This is a genomic window from Candidatus Limnocylindrales bacterium (assembly GCA_035571835.1).
In the GTDB taxonomy this organism is placed as follows: domain Bacteria; phylum Desulfobacterota; class Binatia; order UBA1149; family CAITLU01; genus DATNBU01.
The window spans coordinates 159,242-186,126 of record DATNBU010000013.1 but is presented as its reverse complement, the minus strand read 5'-3'; the positions used below and the strand labels follow the sequence as shown (position 1 = coordinate 186,126).

The window sequence follows — 26,885 nt, the reverse complement described above, 5'->3', positions numbered from 1 at the left end:
TGTCCCCTTTTTGGAAATAGCGGTGGACGATCGGATCGTTGAGTTTGCGGGGCTCTTGCGGCGGAGCGGCGTGCGGGTGTCGACGGCGGAGACGCTCGATGCGCTGCGGGCGGTCGGGACGACCGGGATCGGGCATCGCGGCACGTTCAAGATCGCGCTTCGCACGGCGATGGTGAAGCGCTCGTCGGACGTTCCGATCTACGATGAGCTGTTCGATGTGTTCTTCTCGGGCGTCGGCCAGGTCGTTCGCGCGGCGGGAGAAGCCGGAGCTGCCGCGCAGCCGCTGTCCCAGGAGGAGCTGCAGGACCTGCTGCAGAAGCTCGCCGAGCTGCTGAAGAATACCGATCTCGACATCTCCGAGCTCGCACGCGCGCTTGCGATGCAGGATGCCGGCGAGATGGAGCGCATCCTTCGCGAGCTCATGGAGTCCGGCAAGCTGCCGCGAACCGAGACCAACTACGTTCCGCCGGGCGCCAATCGCCAGATGATGGAAATGCTCGGCGCCGCCGACATCGGGTCCGACTTCGACCAGATCCTCGACCTTGCAAGAGAGCAGGGCGACAGCGAAGAAGAGATCGACCGCCTTCGCCGTTACCTCGAGCGCCGCCGCAAGGAGCTCGACGACATGCTCAAGGGGCTGCTGCGTCTCGACAAGGACCAGCAGCACCGCCAGGAAGACCGGCAGAAGGATCGCGAGCGCCTGCTCGAGAAGAGCTTTTACTATCTGTCGCCGACCGAGATCCGCCAGATGCGCGACGCCGTCGCGTCACTGGCTCGGCGGCTCAAGAACGTGATGGCCGTGCGCTTCCGCCAGACCAAGCGCGGCCGCCTCGACGTGAGCGAGACGATCCGCCGCTCGATGGAGTTCGGCGGCGTTCCGTTCCGCATCCGCTGGGACGACCGCAGGAAGGAGCGCCCGCAGGTCATCGTGCTGTGCGACGTGTCGGACTCGGTCCGCAACGTGTCGCGCTTCATGCTGCAGTTCGTGCACTCGCTGCAGGACATGTATTCGCGCGTGCGCTCGTACGTGTTCGTCGCCGATCTGGCCGAAGTGACTCGGCTGTTCAAGGACAACGATATCCAGTCGGCGATCCAGAAGGCGATCAACGGCGACGTCGTCAACGTGTATGCGCACTCCGACTTCGGGAAGGCGTTCACGCAGTTCCACCGCGACCACATCGAGGCCGTCGACAGTAGGACGACGGTGCTGATCCTCGGCGACGCCCGCAACAACTACAACGCGCCCCAGGAATGGGTGCTGCGCGAGATCAAGGAGCGGGCGAAGCAGGTGATCTGGTTGAACCCCGAGAACCAGTCGACGTGGGGCTTCGGCGACAGCGAAATGAACCTTTACGGCAAGAGCTGCGACTTCGTCGAGGAGTGCCGCAACCTGCGCCAGCTCTACAAGGTCGTCGACCTGCTCATCGCCAAATAGAAGATATCGGGGCGCTGCGGACTCTGATGTTTACCGTCCGGCCAGTCCCGGCGGCGTGTCATCGGCATCACCATATCGAGACACAGTTGACGGTCCTCTCCCCGCGGTCCATGATTTCCCCACTGTGCAAGACGACAAGAACCTCGTTCAGATGACGGTTGGCGGCGTGACGCTCGACCCGGTGACCAAGACGCCGGTGGTGCTGCTCAAGGACGAGCGCGACGAGCTCACGCTTCCCATCTGGGTCGGGCTGCTCGAGGCCACGGCGATGGCGACCGAGCTCGAGGGCGTCAAGATGGCCAGGCCCATGACGCACGACCTTCTCAAACGCATCGTCGAGGAAGTGGGCGCGTCCGTCTCCCGCATTGTCGTCACCGACCTTCGCGAGAACACCTTCTACGCCGAGATCGAGCTCATGGTGGGCGGGCGAAAACACGCCCTGGACGCCCGCCCGAGCGACGCGATTTCGCTGGCGCTGCGCACCGGTTGCCCGATCTTCGTGTCACGTGACGTGATCGTTGCTTCGAGCAGCAAGGACGAGCAGTCCGACGAGGACGAGTCTGCCGAGGCCGATGGAACGCTCGACCTGTCGGATGTGGACCGCGAAGAATGGAACGAGATCCTTGAGAATCTCGATCCCAACGACTTCAAATACAAGATGTAGCCATCGCCCGGCGCCGGCCTGGCCGATTTGGAATTGATCGGGTACCGCTTTAAGAGGGCGCCATGGCCGCATCCGACCGTCGTCAGGTTCAACAGCAGCTCAAACAGCCCGACCCGTTTTTCGAAGCGATCGCGGAAGCCCGCGAGTACTTCGAGAGCAACCGCTCACAGGTCATTGCCGTAGGTGGCGGTCTGGTCGCGCTTTTCGCGATCATCACGCTCGGATCGAGCTATTACGTCTCCCAGGGCCGCGCCGCCGCAACCGCGTTTGCGAGCGCGATCTCCGACCTCGAAGCCGGCTCGACCGGGCCGGCCGAGCTCGACCTCAAGAGCATCCCCGGGCGCAGCAATGCGGGCCCGTACAAGCCGCTGTCGACGCTCTACCTGGCCAACATCGCCTCGGATGCAGGGCGCTACGAGGAGGCGATCGTCAACTACGACCAGTTCGTTGCCGCCGCGCCGACCGAGTACCTTCGCCAGATCGGCCTGATGGGAAAGGCCGCAGCGCTGGAGAAGGCGGGCAAGGCCCCCGAGGCCGCCGTCGCGCTCGAGCAGGCCTCGGCCATCGACGGTCCCTATCGCAAGGCGGGTCTGAGCGATCGCGCACGCCTGGCGGAACAGGCCGGGGACAAGGCCACGGCCATCGCGACTCTGCAGAAACTGCTGGAGATCGAAGGTTCGACGGGGGATTCATCCCAGATCGAGCGACGCATTCAGGCCTTGAAGTAACGCATTCGCCGGTGGGGGCGGGTGCCGCAAGGAGGGCGGGCCAATGGGTATCATCAGGACGAACGAGCTGTCGTTGCGCGCGAGGCTGTGTCGCGCGGTGGTGTGGTCGGCGGCCGCGGTCTTCGCGACCGGACTTTCGAACGGCTGCGGGGGAGGCGACGAAGACCCCAACATCTATGACGTGACGGTTTCGGTTCTCAGCCAGACCGACCTCAACTCCCTGCACTTTTCGCTCGGAGGCTATTTCCACGACGGCGACTGGATCGGCCACGGCGACGATCTCGACTGCACCGTGCTCGTCGACGCCACTCTCGAAAGCGAACACACCGGTTCGGATCCGGGAGTAGCAGCCGCTCTCGACATCCGGATCTCGAACGACGACAGCTTCCCGGCACCGAGAGACGTCGTGCGCTGCGGCTTCCGCACGTCGGAAGAGTTCCGCGGCATCACGTTCTGCGAGGACGGCATCACCGCAGTCGGTTACTTCTGTGTCCAGCTGCTGGACGCGACCAACGCCGCGGGCGCTCCGACCAACGCGAATATCGCGATCACGAGCGTCGAAGTTCGCGAGTGACGGGCAGCCGCCCGTCCCCGCAGCTTCGGCTCGCTTCGTTCATAGCGGCCGCATCGATCGTCAACGCGGCGATCGCGCTCCTCGTGCTTCGTCTGTGGGGCACCGGTTCCGACGGCGTCGAGCTCGCGCTGCGCGTGACCGCACGCGTCTCGTTCTTCTATTTCCTGCTGGCATTCGTCGCGTCGCCGCTCGCGCGCCTCGCACCGGGCGCCGTCAGTACGTGGCTCGTCCAGCATCGCCGCGAGCTAGGCGTCACGTTCGGCATCAGCATGTCGATGCACGTCGCACTGATCCTGCGAATGTTCGTGATCTATGCTCCCGAACGACCGCCGATGGTCACGTGGGCGGACTTCGCGATCGGCATCCCGGGTCTGGTTCTGGTTGCGATGATGACGGTGACGTCGTTCGACCGCCTGAAGCGTGCGATGACTCCGACACAATGGAGTCGGCTGCACACGACCGGGGTTTTCGTCGTCTGGTCGATCTTCTTCCTGTGCCTCGTCGACAGCGTGGGCCGCAAACAGACGGCGCATCCGACGCTCGAGTACCACGTCTTCATTGCGATCCTCGTGCTTGCCATGTCGCTGAGGATTGCGGCGCGCGTGCGGCACGCGAAGCCGGATGACGCGCGCTCGTTCGAACGGGGCTGAACGGTCGCTTGCAGCCGGGCAGGGCCGGTGCTGTTGTCCCGGCGTCGCACAGGCCGGCACGCTGAGAGGGATCTCGCCATGGCGCAAGTCGAATCCGCACTTTCGGTTGAAGTCGACGAATCGTGGAAGTCCGACCCGTGGCTCGGAGTCTTTCCGCCGCTGATCGCCAAGCAGGACGATCCGTACGCACTGCTGGCGCGGCTTCGCGAGTACGACCCGATCAACGAAACGCCGATCGGCCTGTGGCGCCTGACCCGCTACGAAGACGTCGTGCGGATGCTGCGCGAGGTGCCTTCGGGCGTGCGATTTGCCGACGGCAGCATCTTCGGCTCGGCGCAGTCGCCGAACGAGAGCCTGCCGGGCAAGTTCATCCTTCAGCAGGATGCGCCCAACCACACGCGGCTTCGCAAGCTGATGAGCGTGGCGTTCCGGCCGCGCGCGACCGAACGGCTTCGCGCCCGTACCGAGGAAATCGTCTCCGAACAGATCGACGGGATTCTCGAGCGCGGGTCGATGGACGTGATCTCCGACCTGGCGCTGCCCGTTCCGTCCACCGTGATCTGCGAGATGATGGGCGTTCCTTCTGCCGATCGCGCGAAGTTCGCGGAATGGACGTCGGCGGCTACCCATCTGCTGGCCGCGCTGTTGTCGGAGCCTGCGGTTGTAAAGCGCGGGCTTGCGGCGGCCGGCGAGCTTGCAGCCTATTTCACCGAGTTGATCGGCGAGAGGCGCCGTTCGCCGCGCGAAGACATCCTGAGCGATCTCGTGCGGGCGGAGGAAGACGGCGACCGCCTGACCGGTGAGGAGCTGCTATCGCAGGCGATCGGCCTCCTCATCGCCGGCTTCGAGACCACCATCGGCCTGATCGGCAACGGCGTGCATGCGCTGCTTCGCAATCCGGATCAGCTGCGCCTGCTCGAAGCCGATCCCTCATTGATCGCAGGCACGGTCGAAGAATGCCTGCGTTACGACGGACCGATCATGTTGACGGTCCGCATCACGCGCGAAGACACGCCGATGGGCGACAAGGTGATTCCGGCGAACCGCGCCGTCGTCTGCCTGCTTGCCGCGGCCAATCACGATCCGGCGCATTTTCGCGATCCGGATACGTTCGACATCTGCCGCGCCGACAACGATCACCTGTCGTTCGGCGGAGGCGCGCACTTCTGTCTCGGCGCGCATCTGGCGCGCATGGAAACCCAGGTCGCCATCGGCGCGCTCGTGCGCCGCGTGCGCGGGCTCGAGCTTGCCGGGGACGACCGGACTTGGGGCTCGTCGCTGTTCCGTGTGCTCGGCAAGCTGCCGGTCGGGTTCGCGGGAGCCCGGTGACTGCCTACGCCGTTACGGCGTACAGTTCCCTTCGGACACGACCTTGGTTTCGCCGGTTGCAGCGTTGTCGACCGACTTCTGCTGGCAGTTCTTGTCCTGGTAGACCTGCTTGGTGGTAACGCCGTTGGACGTGGTCTTCGCCTGCACGCCGTGTCCCTGGATGGCCTCCTGACTCTTTACGCCATTGGACTGATACGTGTACTTGGTGCCGTGGCCCTCGCGGGTCTCCGTGTACTTGTCGGGACTGGATTTGATGACCGTCGTGTCGTCCGCGAATGCGTTCGCGACGGACATCGTTCCAAGCAGTGTCACAGATGCGATCAGGCTCTTCGTAGTCGTCTTCATGAAACCTCCATCGCGCCGCAAACGGCGCGAGTGCTTTTCCGCGAATTCCTCGCCTTCGACCCCGGTCTGGCGGATTCATTCGCGGCCAACAAGGTGATACGGGCGCTTTGGGCCCGATAGCGCCGTGATTTGCTTCTCAACTGGCAACGAGCAGAAGAGGCACGCCCGCATTCGCGCATCAGGAGAGGCAACATGCACTTTGGAATTTCCCTTGTCGGACTGCCCGCCGCCGAAATGCTCACCCAGGCAAAGCAGGCCGAGACGCTAGGCTACTCGACGATCTATCTTCCCGACCACTGGGCGTTCGAGCAGCAGGGCGGCTCGGGCCTCGACAGCACGGCATTGGCGTGGGAAGCAACGACGATGCTCGGCGCGCTGGCCGCGGTGACCAGCAAGGCCCGCATCGGCGCGCTCGTCCACTGCAACCTGTTCCGGCATCCGGGAACGACCGCGCAGACGATCACTACGCTCGATCACATCAGCGGCGGTCGTGCGCTTCTCGGGCTCGGCGCCGGATGGACACGCGCAGAATTCGAAATGATGGGCGCCGACTTTCCCGACGTGAAACCGCGCCTGCGAATGCTGGAAGAGTCGATCCAGGCGATCAAGGCCCTGTGGACCGAAGAAGAGGCCAGCCTCGACGGCGAATTCTACAAGCTGCGCTCGGCGATCCATGTGCCGAAGCCGGTTACCAGGCCGCACCCGCCCATCCTTCTCGGCGGCGGAGGCAAAGGGCTGCTTCGAATCGCCGCGAGGCATGCGGACATGGTCAACATCGGCGTTGATACCGGCAGGGCCGGTACGATCGACCGCGGCGAAGTCGCAAAGACCACCGACGCCGCGTTCCGCGAACGCGCCGAGTTCCTGCGCAGCGAGGCGCGCAGCGCGGGGCGCGATCCGTCGTCCATCGAGCTGTCGTCGACGATCTTCACCGCGATGATCGCCGAATCCTCATCGGACGGCGACGGATTTGCCGGCGCACTCGGCGGCTTGTTCGGCCTCGACGCGGCCGACGTGAAGAAGATGCCGATCACGCTCATCGGCACGCCGGACGAGTGCGCGAAAGAGATGCGCCGTCGAAAAGACGAGTGGGGCGTCGGCCACTACGTGATCTCGGCGCGTGCGACGCCCGGCATGATGGAGACGTTCGCGCAGCAGATCGCGCCGAACGTCTAGCCGACCGTTTCCGGCCGAGGTGCGCGCTCGAGTCCGACCGTCCACGCAAGATTCGGAATGCGTGCGAGCAAGAGCGTGCCCGCGTAACTGACCAGCAGCACGGCGAGCCACGCGCCGGTCATGCGCAGAACCGTTCCGGCGGCGCCGCCCGGCGCGGCCGTGTCGATCGCGAACAGTCGGTAGACGACGGTCGACGCCACGAGCAGGTGCACGAGAAAGACGCCGTACGACATGCGGCCGAGCGCGGCGATCCATCCGCCGGCCCGCGTCCTCGCCAGCGGCGTTGCAAGCAGCGCGAGAGCCGCAATCAGCGAGCAGTTGAGCAGCGCCTGCGGCGCCGCCGACATCATCGTGACGAGGAACAGTGCGCCGCGTGACGTCGCCTCCGGTGCGAATGCGAAGAAGCGCGACGCGCAGACGAACAGTGCGGCCGCTGCGGCAGCGATCAGGATCGGCACGAGCGCGCGCCGTCGTGCAGCACCTGCGCCAAAAGGATTCGACCCGGGCGCCGGATTTCCGAGCAGCATCGGCAGTACGAGACCGGTGGCGACGGCCGGCGACAAGTAGAGAAGGGGAGTCCAGGGCGAGGGGATCACTGCACGCCATACGAGCTCAGCCACGGCAGCCCCCGCGGCCAGCACTACGATCACGCCGCGCGCGCTTCGCATGGCGGCGAGCGGCCGCACGAGCGGCCACAGGATGTACAGCTCGAAGACCATCGGCACGTAGTAGAACTGCACGTCGGCGGTGCCGAACAGGAGCGCTCCGCCCACGTCGGACGGCGACGACAGAAGCGCGCGGTCGCGGGCCGCGAGACTGACGATGCTCCACAGCACGTATGCGGGAAGCAGGCGCGACGCGCGGCTTGCAAGGAAGCCGAGCCACGCGCGCACGCCGGAAAAAGGCGCCGCGTAGCGCCACGCGAGACCGAACGCGGAAACGGCGACGAACAGCGAAACTCCGACGTCCGAAAGAATGCATGCAATCGCAATCGCGCTTCCACCGGGCGCAGCGAGGTTTGCCGGTGTGAGGAGCTGCCACGAGACGTGGCGCATCACGACGCCGGCGATTGCGAGGCCGCGAAGGACGTCGATCTCGCCGATGCGACGGCTGTCACTGCCGCGAGCGCCCGCAATGTTCGTCGGGATCAAGTGCGCCCTCGAAAGAACGCCGGCATGCGGACGATCCTGTGCATGGTGGTCTGTCTTCGGTCGCGCGGCGAATCTGGCCGTCATCCGCAGTGCATGCTACGTTCACACGCCGATGAGTCCGATTCAATCCAGCGGTGCGGCTTCCGGAACCGCTGGTACCGACGGCGCCGCACTCGAAACTCCGGGCGCTCACCGCAAAGACTATCTTCCGCCGCTAGAGGGAATCCGCGGCATGGCGGTTCTGCTCGTCGTGCTGAGCCATATGAGCTCGACCGGCGTTGTTTTCGATCAGTCGGTCAATTTTCGCGGGCTCGGCAACTTCGGCGTCTACCTGTTCTTCGTGCTGAGCGCGTTTCTGCTCACGCGCCAGTTTCTCGAGCGCCCGCCCGAACCGGCCACCGCGGGCGGCTACTGGGGCGCGTACGCCATGCGGCGCATCCTGCGAATTTATCCTCTCTATACAATCGTGCTTCTGTCGGCGGCGGTCGCGCCGCTCATTTCGTTCGCCGTCGCCGGACCACGTCCGCCGTCGATTCTTCGCCATCTGTTGCTTCTCGACGGGCAGAAGATTTTCTGGACCATTCCGGTCGAGATGAAGTTCTATATGCTGCTGCCGGCACTGCTCATCGCGACCCACGTCATCGCCCACTCGAGGCCTTTGGCCTCGGTGGTGTTCCTGACCCTGTTTCTGTTCTTCGCGTCATGGGCCGTGCCTCCGCAAGCCGTGCCCAGGCTGTCGATCGATCTGCCGGACTATCTGGCGGTCTTTCTTTTCGGGATGATCGCTGCGGCGCTCTGGCAGTGGATTGCCCGGCACAGTGTGCCGGAGCCGGTGCGCTGGGTATGCGACGTGCTCGGCGTTTTCTTCCTGCTGGCTGTTGTTGCTCCGCAGTTTCTCGGCGCACCGTTCGGCCCGTCGCACGCCCTGTTTACGAACTGGCTGGGCTCGACGGTGAGCTGGTACGGCGCCGCCTGGTCGCTTTTCCTGCTGTCGGTGCTCGCGGGCCGCTATCTCGCCGAAGTCTTCAAGCTGCGCGTGATTCGCATCATCGGACTCGCCAGCTTCAGCGCGTACCTGTGGCACATGCCGATCATCATTTATCTGAAACAGGTCCTGCCGCCCGCGCCGTGGGCGGCCGTCGTGATCCTTGCGGCCGTCGTAGGCATTTCCATCATCTCGTATCGCGCACTGGAATTGCCCGGAATCGAGTTGTCGGCGCGCTGGTCGCGGCGCAGGCTCGAGGCGACGGCGAGTTGAAGAGGGGCAGTAGAAGCCACGAGCTTGAGTCGGGGTTTATGCCTCGATAGCTGCATACGGAACGAGTCGACTCAACAGGGTTTACGAGCCCGCAGCGTGCTCGATATCGGAGGGTCCCATGATCTCAAACTGGAAATCGATCTGCGTCGCCGTTGCTCTTGCAGCGACGTCGCGCGTCGCGGCTGCAGGTGCCGTCGTGACTCCGGAGGCCGCGCGCGCCCGCCTGCTCGAAATGGCAGACACGCTCGGCAAGGCCAAGGCGTTCTCCGTCAGGATGCACAGTGATTACGACGCCGTTCAGAGATCCGGCCAGAAGGTCGAGTTCGGCGACACGCGCGAGGTACTGGTGCGGCGTCCCGACGCGCTTCGCATCGACGTCGAGCGCAGCGACGGAGAACAGAGCGTCGTTCTCTATGACGGCAAGTCCATCACCGTGTCGACACCGAGCCAGGGCGTCTATGCGCAGGTCGAAAAGGCAGGCTCGCTCGACGATGCCGTCCGTTACTTCCGGCAGGACCTGAAGATGCAGCTTCCATTGGCTGCAATGCTGCTGACCACGTTCCGGCAGGAGCTCGACAGCCGCCTCAGCGATGTCGAGTATGTCGAGAGCACGCATCGTTTCGGCAAAGAGGCCGACCACTTTGCCGCGCGCGGCACCGATGTGGATGCGCAGTTCTGGGTGAGCGTCGACGATCCGCCGATGCTCCAGCGCGTCGTCATCACATACAAGAATGCCGACGAGCAGCCGCAGTATGCGACGACGTTCGAGGACTGGGACTTCTCGCCGAGCGCCTCGAGCTCCAAGTTCCGCTTCGAGGCCGACAAGAACGCTCACAGGATCGCGTTCCTTCCTCAGGTCGCGCCTCAGATCGCCGCATCGGTGCCGAAAGCTGCAACCGCGGCCAAGGAGAAGAAGCCATGAAGCAGCGCAACCGTAGAGCATTTGCAGCGATCGTGACGATGGCCATGTTCGCGCTCTTCGCGACCGGCGCGAACGAAGCGCTCGCGCGTGGATTCGGCGGCGGCGGCGGCGGCGGAGGCCGCGGCGGTGGTGGCGCTTCACGCGGCGGTGCCGGTGGAGGTTTCAGTCGCGGCGGCGCGGCGTCGGGCGGAAGCCTTTCGAGCGGACGCTCGGGTGCTTCGCCCGCGAGTCGCGGCGGAGCGTCAGCGAGTCGCAGTGGAGCGTCAGCGAGTCGCGGCGCAGCTTCGACGAGTCGCGGTGGGAACTCGTTGAGTCGCGGTGGCAACTCGACGACTCGGCCTGGAGCGAGTGCCGCACCGTCGGCGAGCTCGCGCACGGCGCCCGGTGCCTCGCGTTCTCCGGCGGCATCCTCCGGGCAGCGCACAATGCCTCCGTCGGTACAGAACGTGCCGCAGTCCGGATCGCAGAACCGTCAGGCCGGCGCTGCCGCGAGCCAGCGAAGCGGATCGGCCAGCCAGAAGGCGGGAACCAGAAGCCAGCAGGACCGTCAGGACTACGCCACCGGCGCGCGCGAAGACCGCCAGAACGCCGCCAGCAACCGTCAGGACGATCGCCAGGACTTCGCCGAGGACAATCACGATCACAACGGCGACTGGGACGACGATTGGGGAAACGGCGAGTGGGACGAAGGCGAAGGTCTCGCGGTCGGCCTGGCTGTCGGCGCCGCGGCTGCCGTCGGATCGGCTGTTGTGAACTCGGCTGTTTCCGCGCCTCCGTGCGCTGGCGCCACGGTGATGGTCGGTGGCGTAAGCTATCTGCAGTGCGGTTCGTCGTGGTACCAGCAGGCGTACTCGGGAAGCACGCCGTCGTGGGTCGGCGTCGCTCCGCCGCCGGGATACTAGCTACGCAGCACCCCGGAGTTCCTGCCTTGCGTCGGCACGAACCGGCCACGTAGTATCGCCGGGTCGTGCATCAAGGTGCAGGATCTCCGGGAGGGGCATGCATCATCTCGCTCGTCGAGCGCTTGCACTCGCGCTTCCCGTCGTCGCAGCGCCGGCCGCTGCGTTCGTAACTTTCGAATCCGGGCCGGTTCGCCCGCGTGCGATGTCGCCGGACGGCAACCGGCTTTTCGTCTGCAACATTCCCGACAACCCCCTCGAGATCTTCGACATCACCGCCGAAGGCCTGACGCTGGCCGCGGGTCTCGCCGACGAAACGACAGTGACTACCACCGTCACCGTGATCGTGGGCGACGAATGCTTTGAAGGATCGGCGACGAAAGTGGACGAATGAAGTGTGGATCAAGCGTTCCGGCACCGTACGATTCGGCTCGAACCTGCGAGTTTCCGGGTTGATTGGCCTCGCTCGGGGGAGGTATTGTCTGACCAACTTGGAGAAAATCAGTCTTTTCGTTCTTTCTCAGTCGATCGTCATCGCTCGAGGATCGTTCGCATCCGTCGGCGTGCCGTTTCGCGTCGCGCGCGTCGACTGAGGGCTGTACACGTGACGCGGCTTCTTCATTGCCTGTTCGCCGCAGCGCTGTGCATCGCGGTAGCTGCCCGGTCGTCAGATGCGGCCGGCCCACTGATCGTGAACGGTGGGGGGCAGCCACTGACCTGGCCGGGCGGCACGGCGTCGTACAATCCGGATCGCGGCTCGCTCGGCGCACTGTCGAATGCATCCGCGACAGCGCGCCTGGCGGCTGCCGCCGACGCCTGGAACGACGTGGCGACGGCAGATGTCTCGCTGAGCGCGGGATCTCAACTTTCGATGGACGTGACGTCGGCCAACTACACGGGCATCCTGTCGTCATGCGATGATGGATTGAGCCCGATTGTTTTCGATACGGATGGAAAGATCACCGATGACCTCTTCGGTGACGGCGCCAGTGAGCACATCATCGGATTCGCGGCACCGGCCTGCGGGACGTATGTCCCTCCCGAACTTACCGAAGGTTATTCGGTGATGAACGGGGTATTCCTCGACGGCGTCGATTCCGATTCCAATCCCGAGCTGACCCCGGAACAGTTCGATGCCGTCCTGATCCACGAACTCGGACACTATCTCAACCTTGACCATTCGCAGGTGGGCCTGTCCGTCGCGTTCGATGGAGACCCTTTGAACGATGCAGCGGTCGCGACGATGTTCCCGATTCTGGTCAACGGAACGGCGATGACATCGCTTCACCTCGACGACATGGCCTCGGTCTCTTCGCTGTATCCGGCCGCGTCGTTCGACACCGAGAACGGGACGATAGCGGGATCCGTGCTTTTCGCCGACGGCGTTACGCTGTTTCAGGGTGCGAACGTCGTGGCGCGCGCCGTTGGCGATTCGCTTGTGACGGCCGTGTCGCAGGTTTCCGGGGCCTACTACTTTCCGTCCAATCCGGGTGGACCGGCGGACGCCGCATTGAGAGGGCGGTATGAATTGAAGGGACTGCCGCCGGGGTCTTACACGGTGGAGATCGAGCCGGTCTATGCCGCTTTTATCGGCGGCTCGAGCGTCGGACCGTCCGAAACTCCGACAGGGCTGCCGGGCGCTCCGGAGTTCTGGAATGGCAGTGACGAGGCGGCCAGCAATCCGCCGGACGATCCGGCGGTCGCACAGGCAATCGTCGTCACGGCCGGCAGCGTAATCGACGACATCGACTTCATCGCGAACCAGGGCCCGATCCCGGTCAATGACGAATGCAGCGGTGCGATCGACATCGATGAGATGCCATTTGCCGATGCGATCGACGTCACCGGCGCAACGCTCGGTGCATTCGACCCTATCCAGACATGCACGGAGTTTTTTTCGCAGAACTACAACAGCGTCTGGTATCAGTTCACGCCCTCTGTCGACGGGGTGATCCACGCAGCCACGTCCGGCAGCAACTATGATACGATCGTCAGCGCACTGAGTGGACAATGCGGCATATTGACGCAGGAGGCCTGCGACAACGACAGCGGACCGAATGTCACATCGGATCTGGTCGTCGCGGCCGATGCGGGAGTTCCCTATCTGTTCGATGTCGCCGCGCGTGTGCAGGGCGGGGGACTGATGGAGATTGCATTCGACTTTGCACCGGCCGCCGCGTGTCCGCCGGCGCCGCGCAACGACTGCTCCGCGCCGTCCTCGGTCGGACACTCGTCGCTTCGTCTTCGTCGCGGGGATCCATCGAACTTCGCGCTGCAATGGAAATGGGGACCCGGCGACGCGTCGGCCGCGGAGCTCGGCGATCCCTCGACAGACGCTGGAACCAGCTACGCGCTGTGCGTCTACGACGCCGCGAATTCGCTCCGTCTGATGGCGAGGGCGCCGGCGGGCACTCGCTGCGGCTCGGGGCTCGAGGGCTGCTGGAGCGTGAAGAGCTCGGGCCTGAGCTACAAAGATGCCGGGCTGCTTCCGGACGGTCTCGGATCGGCCAAGCTCAAAGCCGATGATGCCGGGCGTGCGAAGTTCAAGCTCAAAGGAGCCGGCGACGCGCTCGGTATGCCGGTACTGCCGCTCGTATTCCCGCTGTCGGTGCAATGGATGAACAGCGACGGACACTGCTGGTCGAGCGCTTTTCCGTCGAATGGCATGCTCCGGAACGACACCGACGAGCTTCGCGCAAGAGGTTAGGGATGAGACGAAAGTTCATTCGGATCGCTTCGCTCGCCGCCGTTCTCGCCGCCACATCCGCCGGCGCGATGACGGTGGCGCGGGAGTTGACGCTCGATGAAACGGTCCGCGGCGCGGACCGGATCGTTCATGCCACGGTGACGAACGTTCGTACCGGCAGGGATGCGTCGGGACTGGCGGCGACTTGGGTTACATTCGACGTCGACAAAGCGGTGAAGGGCGAGAGCGGCCGGCGGCTCACGATCAAGCAGTTCGGAAATTCGGATGCTTCGAGCACGACCCCGATCGGTCGCATCCCGGATCTGCCGATGTATTCGGTCGGCGAAGAGGTCGTCGTATTTTTGCGCCGCGAAAGCGCTCGCGGCTTCACGAGCCCGGTAGGTCTCGAAACCGGTATCTATCACGTTCGGACCGAACACGGCCGACGCATTGCCGGCCGAGGCGCGGATCGTTCCGGGATCGATCTTGACGAGCTGCTCGCCGACATAAGCGATCGCGTCGCGCGGCAGCGGGTGCCCTGACTCCTCGATGGTCGGTCTGACTGACAACTGTATTGCCTCCAGGTGCGAAAACATGATCTTCCACAAGCAACTACCGATACTTCTGGCCCTCTGCCTTCTTCCGAATCTGCCGGTGCAGGCGGCGTCGCCCGTCTTTGAGCCGCCCGTTGTGCTGGACCCTCAGTTGAACGACGCCGGGACCAACGCCGTTTCGCCAGTCGCTGCAACGAACGGTGCGGGTACATGGGTCGTCGCATGGAGCACGATACGCGAGATCGCGTTTTCGCGATCGACCGACAATGGCCTCACGTTCGGCCCGGCCGCCATTCTCAATACGGATTTCGCAACGGACGATTACGTTTTTTTCGACAACGTCGTTGAGGATAATGATTTTGCGCCATCGCTGGCTGCCGATACGAACGGCCGGTTCATCGCGGTATGGTCGAGGACGAGCGAACAGGGCGAACAGATCCTCGTCGCGCATTCCGACGATCTGGGAACGTCGTGGAGTCCTCCGGGAACACTGGCGGAGGGTGCACGGTCTCCGGGAATTGCGACGGACGGAGAGGGGACGTGGATCATCGTGTGGCCCGGGCATAACATCGGCGGAGCGATCTACACGGACATCTACGCTACGCGTTCAACCGACGGCGGAAATACCTGGAGCCCTCCGGCGACGCTCGTCGCAGATGCCGCCGGCGATGCACCAGGCGTGATCGGCACGCAGGTGTTCTGGTCCGGCGGGGCCTGGGTAGTCACGTGGGTGACCGGTGGCTACGATATATCTACCGACCAGCAGGTCGATCGCGATTTGTTCGCATCGCATTCGACCGATGGCGGACTTACGTGGGCTGCGCCTTCGGCGCTTCACGCCGACGATCAGACCGACGACGACTCCGCGCGGCTTGCAAGCGACGGCGCCGGCAACTGGATCGCGACCTGGCCCTCGTACGGGACAGATGCCTCTTTCATTTACGCCGCACGCTCGTCGGACGGCGCCACGACGTGGAGCGCACCGATCGCGGTCGCTTCGGATTTTAACGGCAATGATGGGCCTGTCAGCGTCGCCGCCGGACCGGACGGCGAGTTCGTCGTGGTCTGGCAGCGGGGTGCTCACGGGACCCCTGACGCCTACGGCCTGGACGCGGACGTCTTCATGGCGAGCACTGACGATGATGGCGCGACCTGGTCCCCATGGTTTCCGCTGAACGACGCCCAGACGGACCCCTCGGGCGATGACGAGATCCATCCGTTCGTCGCGTACGATCCTTCGGGTCACTGGCTGGCATTGTGGTCGTCGAAGGACAGGCGGCTCGCCAGCGGCACCAAGGGTCCCGGTCTCGACATGGTGTACGCACTGGCCGGTCACCCATGCGGCAACGGGCTGAGCGATCCCGGCGAAGAATGCGATGACGGGAATCGCGGCAACATCGACTGCTGTACTCGAGCCTGCACGCTCGTCGCGGCTGATACGGCCTGCGCGCCCGACGACGACCTTTGCACGCTCGAGCGCTGCGACGGCAGCGGGACTTGCCTGCATCAGACTGCACCGGCAGGAACTGCCTGCACGGCGGACGACGACCTCTGCACGTTCGATCGCTGCGACGGCGCAGCGACCTGCGAGCACGTCCTCGAGGCGCATACCGGCTGCAAGCAGCCCCTGGCAGCTACGCGATTGCAGATGGAAGACAGTACCGATCCGGCCGCGCGATCGCTGCGCTGGAAGTGGCCGAAGGGAGAAGCGTCGGCACCGGATGAGATCGCCGCCGGTCTTGGCGGGACGAATTATGGGTTGTGCGTGTTCGATCCGAGCGGGCTTCTGGCACGCGTCGATGCACCCGCGGGGCCGATCTGCGGCAATGGCGTTACGGGCGGCTGCTGGAAGAGATCCGCTGCGACGCAGTACCGGAGCAGAGATGGCATGCCGAATGGGATGACCAAGCTCACGGTCAAAGGAACTGCAACGAAAACCTCCATCGGCCTTTCGGCCGCCGGCGAAAACCTGGAGCTGCCGTCGCTGCCGCTCCTGGCTTTTCCGGTTCGCGCGCAACTCGTCAACGATCTCGGTGCGTGCTGGGAAGCGACGTACGCGGAGCCGATCGACAATACGGACACGAGCGTTCGGCTATCGAGCGACTAGAGTTGACGTGTCAGCCTTCGATGCAGACAGAGCGCTGACGTAGCGGCATCGACAATGGTCAACGCCTGCGGCGCCAGGCCGGCGCTGCGGCGAGCCAGCGAAGCGGATCGGCCAGCCCGGAGCGGGGGCCTTGACTCTTCGATACGAGCGACTCGATGGCCGTCCGAAACGGGCTTTATTTCACGGGCTTCGCATCGGACGGTTCGCGAACAAACGCGAACCAGTAGCCGCAGCTCATCAGATCGTCGAAGCCTTCGAGACCGAGCTCGCGGCCGCCGACGTTGGTCCACAGAAGAAGCACGTCGCGACGAGCGAAGTATCCGTACCAGGGGTCATGGAGGAAGACGACGGGCCGCTCGCGCTGGACCTCGGGATGTTCAATGCCGAAGTAGAGCGCGTCCTCGTAGCTCGGAGGCTTGAGGCCGAGCCGGCTTGCCTCGTCAATGGCGTCCTTTGCCATCACGTCGTGGTCGAACTCCAGCAGCACGATTTCATGGGTCCGGGGTCCGCCCTGATTCCGCGCGGGAAAGTTCTCGGAGTACACGCACGAATGCGCGTAGGCATAGCGCCCGGCCTCGACGAGCTCTTCGGTCGAACGGCCGTCTCCGGCCGTTATGAGATGGCTGCGCAACACAGGTCGGAGTCGGGACCGAACATCGCCGGGATGCGTACGAAAGAAAAGGCGCGCAAAACGCGGCGCGCGAGCTTTTTCCGGCTCATCAACAACGTCTGATAAGATATATTATGTAAACCAAGCCGCATGAAAACACCGGGGAATCATGCGGAAACCGGATTGGCGCAGGCCCTTCCCCGGTTCTGTCCGGCCGTGTGTTGCGGGGCGCCGTTCGGCGTGTGACAACGCCCGCGTGCCCTTCGCAGCAACCGGATCGGCCGACCCGCGCGATCCGGGCGCGCCCGTTTCACATCAGCCAGACAATGCCCGACGAGACCTGCTGGCGTGCGTCGTCGTGCTCGCGGCGGCGTATCTCGCCACCTGGCCATTCACGAATACCGGCGTCCTCGACGACTGGTCCTACATTCGCACCGCTCTCGACCTCTCGAGCTCCGGCGAGCTTCGCTACAACGGATGGGCTTCGCCGATGATCGGCGCCCAGGCCTGGCTCGGCGCCGCGTCGGTCCGCCTGTTCGGCCCGTCACTGATCGCGGTACGTGTCTCGACGTTGCCGATTGCCGTCGGGACAGCGCTCCTGCTTCGCGCGCTTCTCCGACTTGCCGGCGTGCGCTCGCTGCCGGCCAGCCTCGGAGCGCTGGCGTTCGGTCTGTCGCCACTGGTGATTCCCCTCGCAACGTCGTTCATGACGGACCTCCCCGCGCTCGCCGGAGGCCTTCTGTGCGCGCTTGCGCTCGTGCACTCGAGCCGGCAGGCCGAGCTTCGACCGGCGATCGGGTATCTCCTTGTTGCGTTCGTCGGCGGTGCGCTCGGCGCTTCCGTGCGGCAGACGGCGTGGCTCGCTCCGATTGCGATGCTTGCGTGCTTTGCCGCGTTCGAATGCCGACGACCACGGCTCGGGCTCGTCGCGCTCGGGCTGGCGGCTGCGAGTGTGCTGCTCGCCGTCGCAGCCGTCCACTGGCGTGCCGCGCAGCCATACGTCGTCGAGCTCAAGAGTCTTGGTGACGCGGTGCTGCCGGTGCTTCACGGCCTTCCGCGGTCCGTGCAGGCGCTGCTCCCGCTGCTGTACTCGATCCTGGCGCTCGTGCTCCCGCTGTCGGTCTGCCGCATCGCAGGCGAAGCATGCAGCGGCGACACCGCGATGCGAATCCGCCTTGGCGTAGCCGCTGTCGTCGCAGCGATCACGGCACCGATGTTGCTTTCGTCGTCGGGTTCGGCGCCGTGGCTGGACAATCTCCTGTCGAGGACCGGGCTCGTCGGTGCCGGAATGACGGTCATCGGCGAAGGCCAGTTGACGCTCGCGCCTGCCGTGCAGCAGGCAATCGCGCTGGCAAGTTATGCGAGCATGCCGCTTCTCGTCGCAACGATGAGAAGCCCGTTTCGACGCGACGGCGCAACGCAATGCGAGCGGCTCGTCGTGGCACTGCTGGCAAGTTCCGCCGTCGCCTACGCTGCGATGATGGCTCTGTTCCTGTTCCGGGCGACCTCGTACGACCGCTATGTGATACCGCTGCTGCCGTTCGCCATCGTCCTGTTGCTGCGCCGACGCTCGGGCGCAATGCCGGCCGGGGTCATGGCGATGGGAGCCGTGCTCGTCACGTTGTGGGGATTCTACGGAATTGCGATCACGCACGACATGTTCGCGGCGCTCCGAGCGAGACGCGAAGCGTTCGATCAGCTTCGGGCGCGCGGCGTTCCTGCGACGTCGATCTGCGGCGGTTTCGAGATCGACGGGTTGACGCAGATCGACGCAGCCGGCTTCGTGGCCCATCCGGCGGTCCGGCGTCCACCCGAAGTCCGGGCATCCTACCGACGACGAACCGACCTCGCTCTGCCCTTCTGGTTCCTGAATCACGCACCCAGCATTCAGCCGCGCTGGTGGATCACTCTGTCGCCGGTTTCCGGATTCCTCGAAGAAGACCTGCCCGTAGTCGAGTACGTGCGGTGGCTGCCGCCCGGACACAATCGGATTCACGTCATCCGTACGCCATGATGCCCGGTCACATCCCGTCGCGGGCGCATCGTAAGACGCTCAGACCTTTTCGAACGGGTCGAAGAGTTTCGCGTATTCCTCGAACGCGAAGCGGTCGGTCATGCCGGCGATGTAGTCGGCGATCACGCGCGGCATGGTCGTGTCGCCGACCGCACGCTCGCAGATGTGGAGCGGCATCTGGCGCGGATCGATCATGTAGGCTTCGAACAGGCCGCGCATCACGCGCAGCGCTTTCGCACCCATCCTTCGCACGCGCCGGTGCTGGTAAAGCCGGTCCATCAGCCGCGCCTTGAGCTGGCGCACCTTGGCGCCCATCTCCGGGCTCGGCTCGGCAATCGGCGGCAGCGAGCGGCGCAGGTCCTCGATCGTCTCGATGCCGAGGCCCTGGATGCGGCCTTCGATCGCTTCGATGAGATCGCGCACCATGCGATCGATGAGCAGGCGCACGGCCTGGTAGCGCAGCACCGAGAAGCTCGCCGACGGCCACAGCCGCCGCACTTCGGCGAACGCTTCGTCCCACAGCTCGACGCCGTCGAGGTCCTCGAGCGTGATCAGGCCCGACTGGATGCCGTCGTCGATGTCGTGGCCGTTGTAGGCAACCTCGTCGCAGTAGTCGACGATCTGGGCTTCGAGCGGCGGCGCGCTCGACGCATCGAAGTCGGACACTCGCGGGCGGTCGAAGCGGCCCGAATGCTTGACGATGCCTTCGCGCACTTCGTACGTGAGGTTGAGGCCGTCAAACTGGGGATAACGCTGCTCGAGCACCTCGACGATGCGAAGGCTCTGGCTGTTGTGATCGAAGCCGCCGTAGTCCTTCATCAGGTCGTCGAGCACGTGCTCGCCGGCGTGACCGAACGGCGTGTGGCCGAGATCGTGCGCGAGCGCGACGGCTTCGGCGAGATCGCGGTTGAGGCCGAGCGTACCGGCGACGGTGCGCGTGATCTGCGCGCATTCCATCGTGTGCGTCAGGCGCGTCCGGTAGTAATCGCCTTCGTGATTGACGAAGACCTGCGTCTTGTACTCGAGCCGGCGGAACGCGCTCGAATGAATGATGCGGTCGCGGTCGCGCTGAAAGGCAGGCCGCAGCGGGTGCTCCGGCTCGGGATACTCGCGGCCGCGGCTGTTCTCCGAGCGCATCGCGTACGGAGCCAGCGCCTGCCTTTCCTGCGCTTCGAAGAACGCTCGATCCCGTGTCGTCATTCTCCGCCGCGTTTTCCGTGGTTTCTCAGTCGAGCGTCGTCGTAGTCGTAGAGGACGCCGTGGTAGGCGTCTCCTGCGGTGCGAAGAAGATGTCGCGGTATTCGGAATCGACGTCGTCGGTTTCGCCGAACGTCGCGCAACCGTTGCCGTTCGACTTGCATGCGATCACGCGCTGGCCGACCGGATCGGTGACGAGCACGTCGTTGTCGGTGAACTCGGCCGACGGATTGACGGCAATCGCCGTCGGGCTGCCGTTCGCCAGCATACCGTCGAGCTCGGCACTGAAGCTTCCGCACCCCGTGCCGTCCGAATCGCAGCGCACGACCTTGCCGGTGCGGTCAGCGATCAGGAGCGTGCCGTTGTCGAGGAAGTCGAGATCGACGGGCTCGTCCGTTGCCGTCGCGGTCTCGCCGAGCACGCCCTGCGCGACACCGTTCGCGTCGTAGACCTTGACGCCCGGAGTTCCGTCGACGACGAGCAGGTCCGGATCGTCGCCGAGCGGCGAGAAGCGCAGCGCGGTCGGATGATCTTCGACGTCGCCGAACTTGTTGATCAGCAGCTGCGTCGTGTCGTCGAACACCAGCACGCGTCCCGAAGCTTCGGCGATGTACAGGCGGTTCGTGACCGGATGGAAAGTCAGCGCGGCCGGATCGTTGACCTGGCGATCGCTGTCGCCGAACGCGCCTACGATCGTGCCGGTGCGCAGGTCGAACACGCGCACCAGATCGAGTGAATCGTCGATGATGACGAGGTTGCCGTTGGCCGGATCCGAAGCCCCCTGCACCGGCTCGGTCGTGAACTCGTCGGCGTCGGCGACCGGTCCGAGAAGCTTGCCCTCGGTGCCGCCGAACTGAAGCAGCGAGCCGACCAGATAGAGCGACGGGAACGTATTGAGCTCGATCGTCTTGGTCGCGTTCGACTCGTCGCCGATGGCGGTCAGGCGCACCTCGAACGGACCGGCCACGTCGGCGCGGAAGGTCGCGACGACGCCCTCGTCGCCCTCGCCCAGCCCGCAGATCCCGGTTTCGCAGTCCGGAGAGGACGTGCCGGAGTTGATTACGCAGGTCCCGGGACTCGGGCAGTCGTCGTTCTCGTGGCAGAAAATGGAGTCGTCGGTGCTGCAGTGGTCGTCGTCGTTGGTCGTACAGACCACGTTGGCGTCGTTGCGGCAGTGGTCATCCAGCGCGGTGTCGTCGCTGCCGCCGCTGACGATTCGCCACTGGAACTCGAGGCCGTCCTGGGGACCGTTGGGATCGGTCGTCTGGCCGGCATCGAGGACGAATCGCTCGCCAACATCCTGAATGGACTCGTTTTCCTCGATGACGATGCGCGGTGGCGGCGGGTTCTTCTTGTCCTTGCTGCCGCCGCAATCGGCCGACAGAAGCATCGCCAGGGCAAAGGCCGAGGCCATGATCGTGGAGGTTGCGCCAGGCGCAAGACGGAACGTGGAACGACGAGAAACAGGATTTCGCACCGGGTGAGGCCCCTTTTTCAATCGGGAAAAGCTGGAATCCGGCGCACCTTAGCGGCGCAACTTGCCGGTTTCAAAGCCGTCGCTGCACATCCGGCGGCACCGGTGCGTACCTCGGCGCCTGGCCCGGCGTAAGAGGCGGTTTCGGGCTGCCGAAGCGGCCGCGGCTCGGCCGTGCGGGGACGATCGATCCGGCTCTGTGCGCGCCGTCAGAGGCCGCCGCGAACCGCGCGCGCGAAGTTCTGCTCGGTCTTCGTCGTCGAGTCGGTGTAGCCGTTGTACATGTCGACGAACCACGCGTCCTCGTTGGTCTCCTGGTACGTCGTCGACGTCCAGTACCAGTCCGGCTGGATGCAGTTGCAGGTCAGCACCGTGCAGCCGGTTCCGCAGTTGCTGTCGAATTCGGGAGCGACGGCGGGACTGAACGTATCGAAATTGAGAAGCGTGCGCGCCTCGACGATGTTCGGCAGCCGCCAGTCGTTGTGTCCGGCGAACGACTGCGAGTTGAGCGTATCGACGCGGTCGAGCGCTTCGCTCCACGTATAGACGTTGCCTTCATCGTGGATGCTGCCGTCCTCCGACAGCTTCTCCCACGTAAGCCCGGTCGTCTCGTCGGTGATCGTGCCGTTGCCGTTGTCGGTGTATGTCGCCGGCACGCCTTTTTTGAGCGCCGCATCCTGACCCGTGCCGGCGCAGTTGATGACGTCACCGCCCTCGTTGAAGCACTCGCTCTGACCCGACTCGAGCGGCGTTGCCGCCGCAGGGCACTGAAGCGCCACCGGCTGGCCGACCGCCCGCTTCAGCACCGACAGCGCATCCGCCGTCGTCACCGTCCCGCTGGTATTGACGTCGCCGCAGATCGGATCTGCGGCGCGGGATTGGGCTGGAATTGCGAGAAGGCCGACGAACGCGGCAGACAGAACGGTACGGATGCGCATTGGCTGGTGCTCCTGGAAGGTGGTGCGGCGCAAGATACGTCGAGGAAGCGCCCGCCTCCAGTTGCAGTGAGCACGTCGAAGACGACGGCCGGGGTCTCCCCTACCCCGACCGCCGCCAGCCCCGTGCGCTATTTGTTGTGCGCGTTGCCGTGTCCGCCGCCCGAGTGTCCCTGAGGCCCATGCGACGGCGAATGCTGGCCGCCTTGGCCTCCATGGCCTCCGTGCGTTGCATGCTCACCCTGGGGGCGACTGGCCTCGTGCATCTGCGGCTGATGACCCTGCGGATGGCTCTGGTGCTGCGGACCGCGGTATTCGTGAGCGGTGCCGCGCGTCTCGTGATGCGCAGGCCCGGCTCCGTGTCCCTCGTGGCGCGTCGTCGTTGCACGCGTCTCGCTGTGCGTGGTCGTGCCGCGGTACTCGTGGCGCGCAGTCGGCGCCGACCTTACGTCGCGCGTCACTGTACGAGCCTCACCGTTGTGGTCCGAGCTCCAGCGCCGCTCGCGCTTCCAGTTGCTCCAGTTCTGATGGGCATCGTCGTACGAAACCCTCTCATAGTTCCACGGGCGGCCTCTCCATTCGTGACGGCTGTACTCGGTTCGCCAGTCATGCGGAACGGAGCGATAGAAGTACGGCACGCTCGAATATGACTCCCAGTCGCGGTCGTAGTAGTGCGACCGGTACCAGTGGCCGTGCCACGGCCGCCACCACCAGCCATCGACGAAGAAGATGTCCTCGCCGTAATCGGGAACTGCGTACACGTACGTTCCCGGCAGGACCACGAGCTGCGGCGGAGCCGCGAACACGACCGGCGGAGGAAGCCCGATACCAACGGAGACGTGGACCTGGGCGCGAGCGGGAAGCGGCGCAAGCGTCAGCGCGACCGCGGCACCTGCTGCCAGCAAAAATTTCGTGGGATGTCGTTCGATCATGGCTTTCTCCTTCAGAGACCGTGTCATCGCCGACCCTTCGACGGCGTGGTGACGCCACCCGCTAAAGTGCGTCGCAGTCACTGAGCTTGCAGCAATGGACGAATGCTGAGGAGACGATATTCCCCGAAGTGCCCATAAAGAGCCGCGTGCGAGTCGCCGCGAACGAGGCGCACTCGCATGCATCTCCCGCATCCGGGGAAACAGGGCGCAGATGCCGGCAAATTACTTTGCGTGAGCGACGAGCGACGTTACGGCTTCGACGACGTCGCCTGCATCCGCATCCAGTCCGATACTTTGCTTGACGATCCTGCCTTCGGCGTCGAGCACGGTGATCATGTTGCTGTGGGAGTAGCCGCCGTCTTTTTCCTGCCGGTAGCGGAAGCCGAGAAGTGCGGCCAGCTCGCGGACGTCGTCGTCGCTACCATGGAGCAGCGTCCAGTCGCCTTTGAGCTCCATGCGTTCGGCATACGCCCGAAGCTGCGCGGGATCGTCGTGGGCAGGGTCCATCGACACCAGGACGAAGCCGACGTCGCTGCGCAGCTTGTCCGGTAGCGAGGCTTCGACCGACTTGATGCGGCCGATGATGATCGGGCATGCGTACTCGCAGGCCGAATAGAAGATGGCGAGCACGCGCACCTTGCCGCGAAGCGACGCGAGCGCGATCTTTTCGCCGTCGGCACGCGTCCAGCGCGATTCCACCTGGTAGATCGACGCCGGATCGATCTCGCCGGCTGCCGCTGCGGACACTTGCGGCGTCGCCGCAGAGACTGCACCGGCGGCTGCGCACATGAGCAGTGTTGCCGCGAGAAGCAGGGTCGGAGTTTTCATCTGCTTTCGTCCGTTGTGCTGCGCGCGCAGCGAAATCCGAGGTTGGGAACGGAATACTTTGCTTCGAGACTGCTGCGGAACGCGTAGCGCATGAAGGCTGCATAGTCGCGAAAGTCGGATGCACCGGCAGCTCCGGATCCGCAGAAGAGATTCCGATCGAGGCCGGTGTCGGCGCGCGACTCGCCGGTGACCATGGCTGTGTTGAAGTCCTCGACCCATTCCCAGACCAGCCCGTGAAGACCGCGCACGCCGTGGAAGTCGGGCGGCATCGAACGGACGGCGGGAAGCGGGAAATGCGTCGGCTGCGCATACCATGCGAGGATCTTCTGGTAGTGCGCAGGGTCGTCTTTGCCGCGCGCGCTGGTGTCGCTCGCTGCAGCGGCCATTTCCCATTCGGCGAGGCTCGGCAGCCGTTTGCCGCGCCATTTTGCGTACGCACGCGCGGCAAACCACGACACGTTGGTCACCGGACCGTCCGGGCGGATCCTGTCGGGAGAGCCAAGCTCGAGATCGCTCTGCCACTGTTCGAGATAATGCCCGTCCACGAAGAGCTTCGGAGCCTGGGAGCGCCGCCAGCGCGGATTGGCTTCGACGAAGTCGAGGAACTCGGCGTTGGTGACCGGCACCTCGTCGAGAAAGAACGCCGCGACCGGACTGGTGCCTTCGTTCTTGTAGAGCGGCTCGTACGTGCCTGCCGGGATCAGGATCATCCCCGGCGGCGCGTTGACGATCGCTGATGCGGAACCTGCCGCGACGCGTTCGGGCGCCGCTTCGGCCATCGCGGCCAGCGCAAGAACGACGACGGCGGCGGTCGCGCTGCGTCGCGCGCGATTGCGCCGCGTCACCGCCCTCTCCTACTTCGGAATCGTCGCGCGCACTTTGGCGACATCGTCCGGACTCAGCATCGGCGAGTGATTGCCCCAGCTGTTCATCACGAACGTCAGCACGTTGGCAATCTCGTCGTCGGACAGGTTCTGCGGCGTCATCACCTGGTTGTACTTGTTCCCGTTGACGACGACTTCGCCCTGCTTGCCTTCGATCACGATGTGAATCGCACGTTGCGGGTCGGCCAAGAGGAAGTCCGAACCGGCAAGCGGCGGGAAGATGCCGGGCAGACCCTGGCCGCTCGACTGATGGCACGCCATGCACGTGCGATTGAAGACCCGCTCGCCTTCCGAGATGCGTTCGGCCATCGACAGAGCATGCGTCGGGGCGGCCGGCTTTGGGACCTGCGTGGGCTGGCCTTCGGGCAGATAGACCTCGTCGAACTGTTTTCCGGAATAGATTTCGGGAGCGAGCTCGCCATCGACCTTGAGCATGCCGAGCGAGCCCTTGTTGAACGTGCGGAAGATCGAATGATCGACGATCACGTACGTGCCGGGCACTTCCACCTTGAACTCGACGATCGCAGAACCGCCGGCCGGGACGAGCGTGGTCTGCACGTGGTGGTTCGCGAACGTCCCGCCTTCGGCGAAGACATTGTCGAAGATCTCTCCAATGACATGAAAGGACGAGACCAGGTTGGGTCCGCCGTTGCCGACAAAAAGCCGGACGGTTTCGCCCACGTTCGCGTGCAGCGCGTTGTCTCCGACCAGCGCACCGACCGAGCCGTTGAAGACCACGTAGTCGGCATCCTCGCGCAGAGCTTTTTCCATCGAGAACGGCTGCAGGCCCTGTTCGCCGTAGCGTCCGGTCGTGTAGAACTCGCCCTGCATCACGTAGTACTCATGATCGACCGGCGTAAGCCCGCCTTCGGGCTCGACGAGGATCAGTCCGTACATTCCGTTGCCAATGTGCATGCCGACCGGCGCCGTCGCGCAGTGGTAGACGTAAAGCCCCGGGTTGCGCGCCGTGAACGAGAAGATCGAAGTGTGCCCGGGCGCCGTGAACGATGATGCCGCTCCGCCTCCCGGGCCCGTCACCGCGTGCAGGTCGATGTTGTGCGGCAGCTTGTTGTCAGGATGGTTGTCGAGGTGGAACTCGACGAGATCGCCCTGCCGCACGCGCATGAACGGCCCGGGGACGCTCCCGCCGAAACCCCAGAACGTATAATCGACGCCGTCGGCCAGCCGCGCGGTGAACTCGCGGACCTCGACATCGATGACCATCTTCGCCGGCGTCAGTCGTTTGATCGGCGGAGGAACCTGCGGTGCGTGCGTGAGAACCGCTTTCTCTTCTGGGAAAACGGCGGCGGCATTCGCGAAAGTGGGAATGCCGAAGAGGACTGCTGCGACGCCGAAGCACAACGCGAGCATGCGTGCCTGCGATTGCCGATAGCGGCCGAAGTGCTCAGTCGGACTGCGTTTTTGCTTCGAGCGCTCCGGTCCCATGCATGTCTCCTTGTGCTTGCGACGCGTTCCATTGGCTGGTGCGGTGCAGAGTAGAGTGCAGGTTCCGTGCCCCGGCAGGATCTGGAT

Annotated in this window: 25 protein-coding genes; 14 read left to right on the top strand and 11 right to left on the bottom strand. The window is 64.7% G+C overall.

The features are described 5' to 3' along the window. The first annotated feature begins 76 nt into the window (after nucleotides 1–76). The 6 genes from VN634_06440 to VN634_06415 all read left to right on the top strand — a co-directional run bounded on the left by VN634_06440 (nucleotide 77) and on the right by VN634_06415 (nucleotide 5,380). The gene (locus tag VN634_06440; GenBank protein ID HXC50498.1) at nucleotides 77–1,435 is read left to right on the top strand and encodes a VWA domain-containing protein; all 1,359 of its coding nucleotides are present in this window, start codon (nucleotides 77–79) and stop codon (nucleotides 1,433–1,435) included. A 124-nt stretch (nucleotides 1,436–1,559) separates the two neighbouring features. Next, entirely contained in the window at nucleotides 1,560–2,099 is a 540-nt protein-coding gene (locus tag VN634_06435) for a bifunctional nuclease family protein (GenBank protein ID HXC50497.1), read from the top strand. A gap of 62 nt (nucleotides 2,100–2,161) precedes the next feature. Then, entirely contained in the window at nucleotides 2,162–2,827 is a 666-nt protein-coding gene (locus VN634_06430) for a hypothetical protein (protein HXC50496.1), read from the top strand. 43 nt (nucleotides 2,828–2,870) lie between these two features. Further along, on the top strand, nucleotides 2,871–3,401 hold the full coding sequence (locus VN634_06425; GenBank protein ID HXC50495.1) for a hypothetical protein: 531 nt from the start codon (nucleotides 2,871–2,873) through the stop codon (nucleotides 3,399–3,401). Continuing rightward, the gene (locus VN634_06420) at nucleotides 3,398–4,051 is read left to right on the top strand and encodes a hypothetical protein (GenBank protein HXC50494.1); all 654 of its coding nucleotides are present in this window, start codon (nucleotides 3,398–3,400) and stop codon (nucleotides 4,049–4,051) included. Before VN634_06425 ends, VN634_06420 begins: the two co-directional genes overlap by 4 nt. Nucleotides 4,052–4,129: 78 nt before the next feature. After that, on the top strand, nucleotides 4,130–5,380 hold the full coding sequence (locus VN634_06415) for a cytochrome P450 (protein ID HXC50493.1): 1,251 nt from the start codon (nucleotides 4,130–4,132) through the stop codon (nucleotides 5,378–5,380). A 12-nt stretch (nucleotides 5,381–5,392) separates the two neighbouring features. Here VN634_06415 and VN634_06410 read toward each other — a convergent pair whose 3' ends face one another. After that, nucleotides 5,393–5,725: a hypothetical protein gene (locus tag VN634_06410; GenBank protein ID HXC50492.1), complete on the bottom strand. Its 333-nt coding sequence runs from the start codon at nucleotides 5,723–5,725 to the stop codon at nucleotides 5,393–5,395. Nucleotides 5,726–5,917: 192 nt separating this feature from the next. Here VN634_06410 and VN634_06405 point away from each other — a divergent pair, with 192 nt between their 5' ends. Then, nucleotides 5,918–6,901: an LLM class flavin-dependent oxidoreductase gene (locus tag VN634_06405; GenBank protein ID HXC50491.1), complete on the top strand. Its 984-nt coding sequence runs from the start codon at nucleotides 5,918–5,920 to the stop codon at nucleotides 6,899–6,901. On the opposite strand, the gene VN634_06400 is transcribed toward VN634_06405, so the two are convergent. After that, complete coding sequence (locus tag VN634_06400) at nucleotides 6,898–8,052, bottom strand: acyltransferase (GenBank protein HXC50490.1); 1,155 nt, start codon at nucleotides 8,050–8,052, stop codon at nucleotides 6,898–6,900. The two genes, VN634_06405 and VN634_06400, sit on opposite strands and share 4 nt — an antisense overlap. A gap of 112 nt (nucleotides 8,053–8,164) precedes the next feature. On the opposite strand from VN634_06400, the gene VN634_06395 reads away from it, so the two are divergent. The 5 genes from VN634_06395 (at nucleotide 8,165) to VN634_06375 (ending at nucleotide 13,838) form a co-directional block, all read left to right on the top strand. After that, on the top strand, nucleotides 8,165–9,310 hold the full coding sequence (locus tag VN634_06395; GenBank protein ID HXC50489.1) for an acyltransferase: 1,146 nt from the start codon (nucleotides 8,165–8,167) through the stop codon (nucleotides 9,308–9,310). Between the two features lie 118 nt (nucleotides 9,311–9,428). Beyond that, the gene (locus VN634_06390) at nucleotides 9,429–10,232 is read left to right on the top strand and encodes a DUF2092 domain-containing protein (GenBank protein HXC50488.1); all 804 of its coding nucleotides are present in this window, start codon (nucleotides 9,429–9,431) and stop codon (nucleotides 10,230–10,232) included. Next, a complete protein-coding gene (locus VN634_06385; GenBank protein HXC50487.1) occupies nucleotides 10,229–11,134 on the top strand; it encodes a hypothetical protein in 906 nt (301 codons plus the stop codon). The genes VN634_06390 and VN634_06385 overlap by 4 nt, the downstream gene beginning before the upstream one ends. 97 nt (nucleotides 11,135–11,231) lie before the next feature. After that, nucleotides 11,232–11,525, top strand: coding sequence for a hypothetical protein (locus VN634_06380; protein ID HXC50486.1), 294 nt, complete (start codon nucleotides 11,232–11,234; stop codon nucleotides 11,523–11,525). Nucleotides 11,526–11,735: 210 nt separating this feature from the next. Further along, nucleotides 11,736–13,838 carry a hypothetical protein gene (locus VN634_06375; protein HXC50485.1) on the top strand — a complete coding sequence of 701 codons (2,103 nt, stop codon included), beginning with the start codon at nucleotides 11,736–11,738 and terminating at the stop codon, nucleotides 13,836–13,838. Here VN634_06375 and VN634_06370 read toward each other — a convergent pair. Next, on the bottom strand, nucleotides 13,835–14,413 hold the full coding sequence (locus VN634_06370) for a hypothetical protein (GenBank protein HXC50484.1): 579 nt from the start codon (nucleotides 14,411–14,413) through the stop codon (nucleotides 13,835–13,837). The genes VN634_06375 and VN634_06370 overlap by 4 nt on opposite strands. 109 nt (nucleotides 14,414–14,522) lie before the next feature. On the opposite strand from VN634_06370, the gene VN634_06365 reads away from it, so the two are divergent. After that, on the top strand, nucleotides 14,523–16,478 hold the full coding sequence (locus tag VN634_06365) for an exo-alpha-sialidase (protein HXC50483.1): 1,956 nt from the start codon (nucleotides 14,523–14,525) through the stop codon (nucleotides 16,476–16,478). A 175-nt stretch (nucleotides 16,479–16,653) separates the two neighbouring features. On the opposite strand, the gene VN634_06360 is transcribed toward VN634_06365, so the two are convergent. Continuing rightward, nucleotides 16,654–17,109, bottom strand: a complete 456-nt coding sequence (locus VN634_06360) for a hypothetical protein (protein HXC50482.1) — start codon at nucleotides 17,107–17,109, stop codon at nucleotides 16,654–16,656. A gap of 235 nt (nucleotides 17,110–17,344) precedes the next feature. Between VN634_06360 and VN634_06355 the strand changes: the two genes are divergently transcribed. After that, nucleotides 17,345–19,102 carry a hypothetical protein gene (locus VN634_06355; protein HXC50481.1) on the top strand — a complete coding sequence of 586 codons (1,758 nt, stop codon included), beginning with the start codon at nucleotides 17,345–17,347 and terminating at the stop codon, nucleotides 19,100–19,102. A gap of 39 nt (nucleotides 19,103–19,141) precedes the next feature. Here VN634_06355 and VN634_06350 read toward each other — a convergent pair whose 3' ends face one another. The 7 genes from VN634_06350 to nirK all read right to left on the bottom strand — a co-directional run bounded on the left by VN634_06350 (nucleotide 19,142) and on the right by nirK (nucleotide 26,798). Beyond that, nucleotides 19,142–20,302 carry a deoxyguanosinetriphosphate triphosphohydrolase gene (locus VN634_06350; GenBank protein ID HXC50480.1) on the bottom strand — a complete coding sequence of 387 codons (1,161 nt, stop codon included), beginning with the start codon at nucleotides 20,300–20,302 and terminating at the stop codon, nucleotides 19,142–19,144. Between the two features lie 25 nt (nucleotides 20,303–20,327). Next, on the bottom strand, nucleotides 20,328–21,776 hold the full coding sequence (locus VN634_06345) for a hypothetical protein (GenBank protein ID HXC50479.1): 1,449 nt from the start codon (nucleotides 21,774–21,776) through the stop codon (nucleotides 20,328–20,330). Between the two features lie 206 nt (nucleotides 21,777–21,982). After that, nucleotides 21,983–22,711, bottom strand: a complete 729-nt coding sequence (locus VN634_06340; GenBank protein ID HXC50478.1) for a DUF1566 domain-containing protein — start codon at nucleotides 22,709–22,711, stop codon at nucleotides 21,983–21,985. 128 nt (nucleotides 22,712–22,839) lie between these two features. Beyond that, entirely contained in the window at nucleotides 22,840–23,640 is an 801-nt protein-coding gene (locus tag VN634_06335) for a hypothetical protein (protein HXC50477.1), read from the bottom strand. A 222-nt stretch (nucleotides 23,641–23,862) separates the two neighbouring features. Then, the gene (locus VN634_06330) at nucleotides 23,863–24,468 is read right to left on the bottom strand and encodes an SCO family protein (protein ID HXC50476.1); all 606 of its coding nucleotides are present in this window, start codon (nucleotides 24,466–24,468) and stop codon (nucleotides 23,863–23,865) included. Continuing rightward, nucleotides 24,465–25,313: a formylglycine-generating enzyme family protein gene (locus VN634_06325; GenBank protein HXC50475.1), complete on the bottom strand. Its 849-nt coding sequence runs from the start codon at nucleotides 25,311–25,313 to the stop codon at nucleotides 24,465–24,467. The genes VN634_06330 and VN634_06325 overlap by 4 nt, the downstream gene beginning before the upstream one ends. Nucleotides 25,314–25,322: 9 nt before the next feature. Continuing rightward, nucleotides 25,323–26,798, bottom strand: a complete 1,476-nt coding sequence (gene nirK / locus VN634_06320) for a copper-containing nitrite reductase (GenBank protein ID HXC50474.1) — start codon at nucleotides 26,796–26,798, stop codon at nucleotides 25,323–25,325. Between the last annotated feature and the right edge of the window lie 87 nt (nucleotides 26,799–26,885).

Excerpts from the sequence above, each read along its gene's own strand:
- VN634_06430 (HXC50496.1), top strand. The coding sequence starts at position 2,162 with ATGGCCGCATCCGACCGTCGTCAGGTTCAACAGCAGCTCAAACAGCCC.
- VN634_06425 (HXC50495.1), top strand. The coding sequence starts at position 2,871 with ATGGGTATCATCAGGACGAACGAGCTGTCGTTGCGCGCGAGGCTGTGT.
- VN634_06415 (HXC50493.1), top strand. The coding sequence starts at position 4,130 with ATGGCGCAAGTCGAATCCGCACTTTCGGTTGAAGTCGACGAATCGTGG.
- VN634_06410 (HXC50492.1), bottom strand. The coding sequence starts at position 5,725 with ATGAAGACGACTACGAAGAGCCTGATCGCATCTGTGACACTGCTTGGA.
- VN634_06405 (HXC50491.1), top strand. The coding sequence starts at position 5,918 with ATGCACTTTGGAATTTCCCTTGTCGGACTGCCCGCCGCCGAAATGCTC.
- VN634_06395 (HXC50489.1), top strand. The coding sequence starts at position 8,165 with ATGAGTCCGATTCAATCCAGCGGTGCGGCTTCCGGAACCGCTGGTACC.
- VN634_06390 (HXC50488.1), top strand. The coding sequence starts at position 9,429 with ATGATCTCAAACTGGAAATCGATCTGCGTCGCCGTTGCTCTTGCAGCG.
- VN634_06385 (HXC50487.1), top strand. The coding sequence starts at position 10,229 with ATGAAGCAGCGCAACCGTAGAGCATTTGCAGCGATCGTGACGATGGCC.
- VN634_06380 (HXC50486.1), top strand. The coding sequence starts at position 11,232 with ATGCATCATCTCGCTCGTCGAGCGCTTGCACTCGCGCTTCCCGTCGTC.
- VN634_06370 (HXC50484.1), bottom strand. The coding sequence starts at position 14,413 with ATGTTTTCGCACCTGGAGGCAATACAGTTGTCAGTCAGACCGACCATC.
- VN634_06350 (HXC50480.1), bottom strand. The coding sequence starts at position 20,302 with ATGACGACACGGGATCGAGCGTTCTTCGAAGCGCAGGAAAGGCAGGCG.
- VN634_06340 (HXC50478.1), bottom strand. The coding sequence starts at position 22,711 with ATGCGCATCCGTACCGTTCTGTCTGCCGCGTTCGTCGGCCTTCTCGCA.
- VN634_06335 (HXC50477.1), bottom strand. The coding sequence starts at position 23,640 with ATGATCGAACGACATCCCACGAAATTTTTGCTGGCAGCAGGTGCCGCG.
- VN634_06330 (HXC50476.1), bottom strand. The coding sequence starts at position 24,468 with ATGAAAACTCCGACCCTGCTTCTCGCGGCAACACTGCTCATGTGCGCA.
- nirK (HXC50474.1), bottom strand. The coding sequence starts at position 26,798 with ATGGGACCGGAGCGCTCGAAGCAAAAACGCAGTCCGACTGAGCACTTC.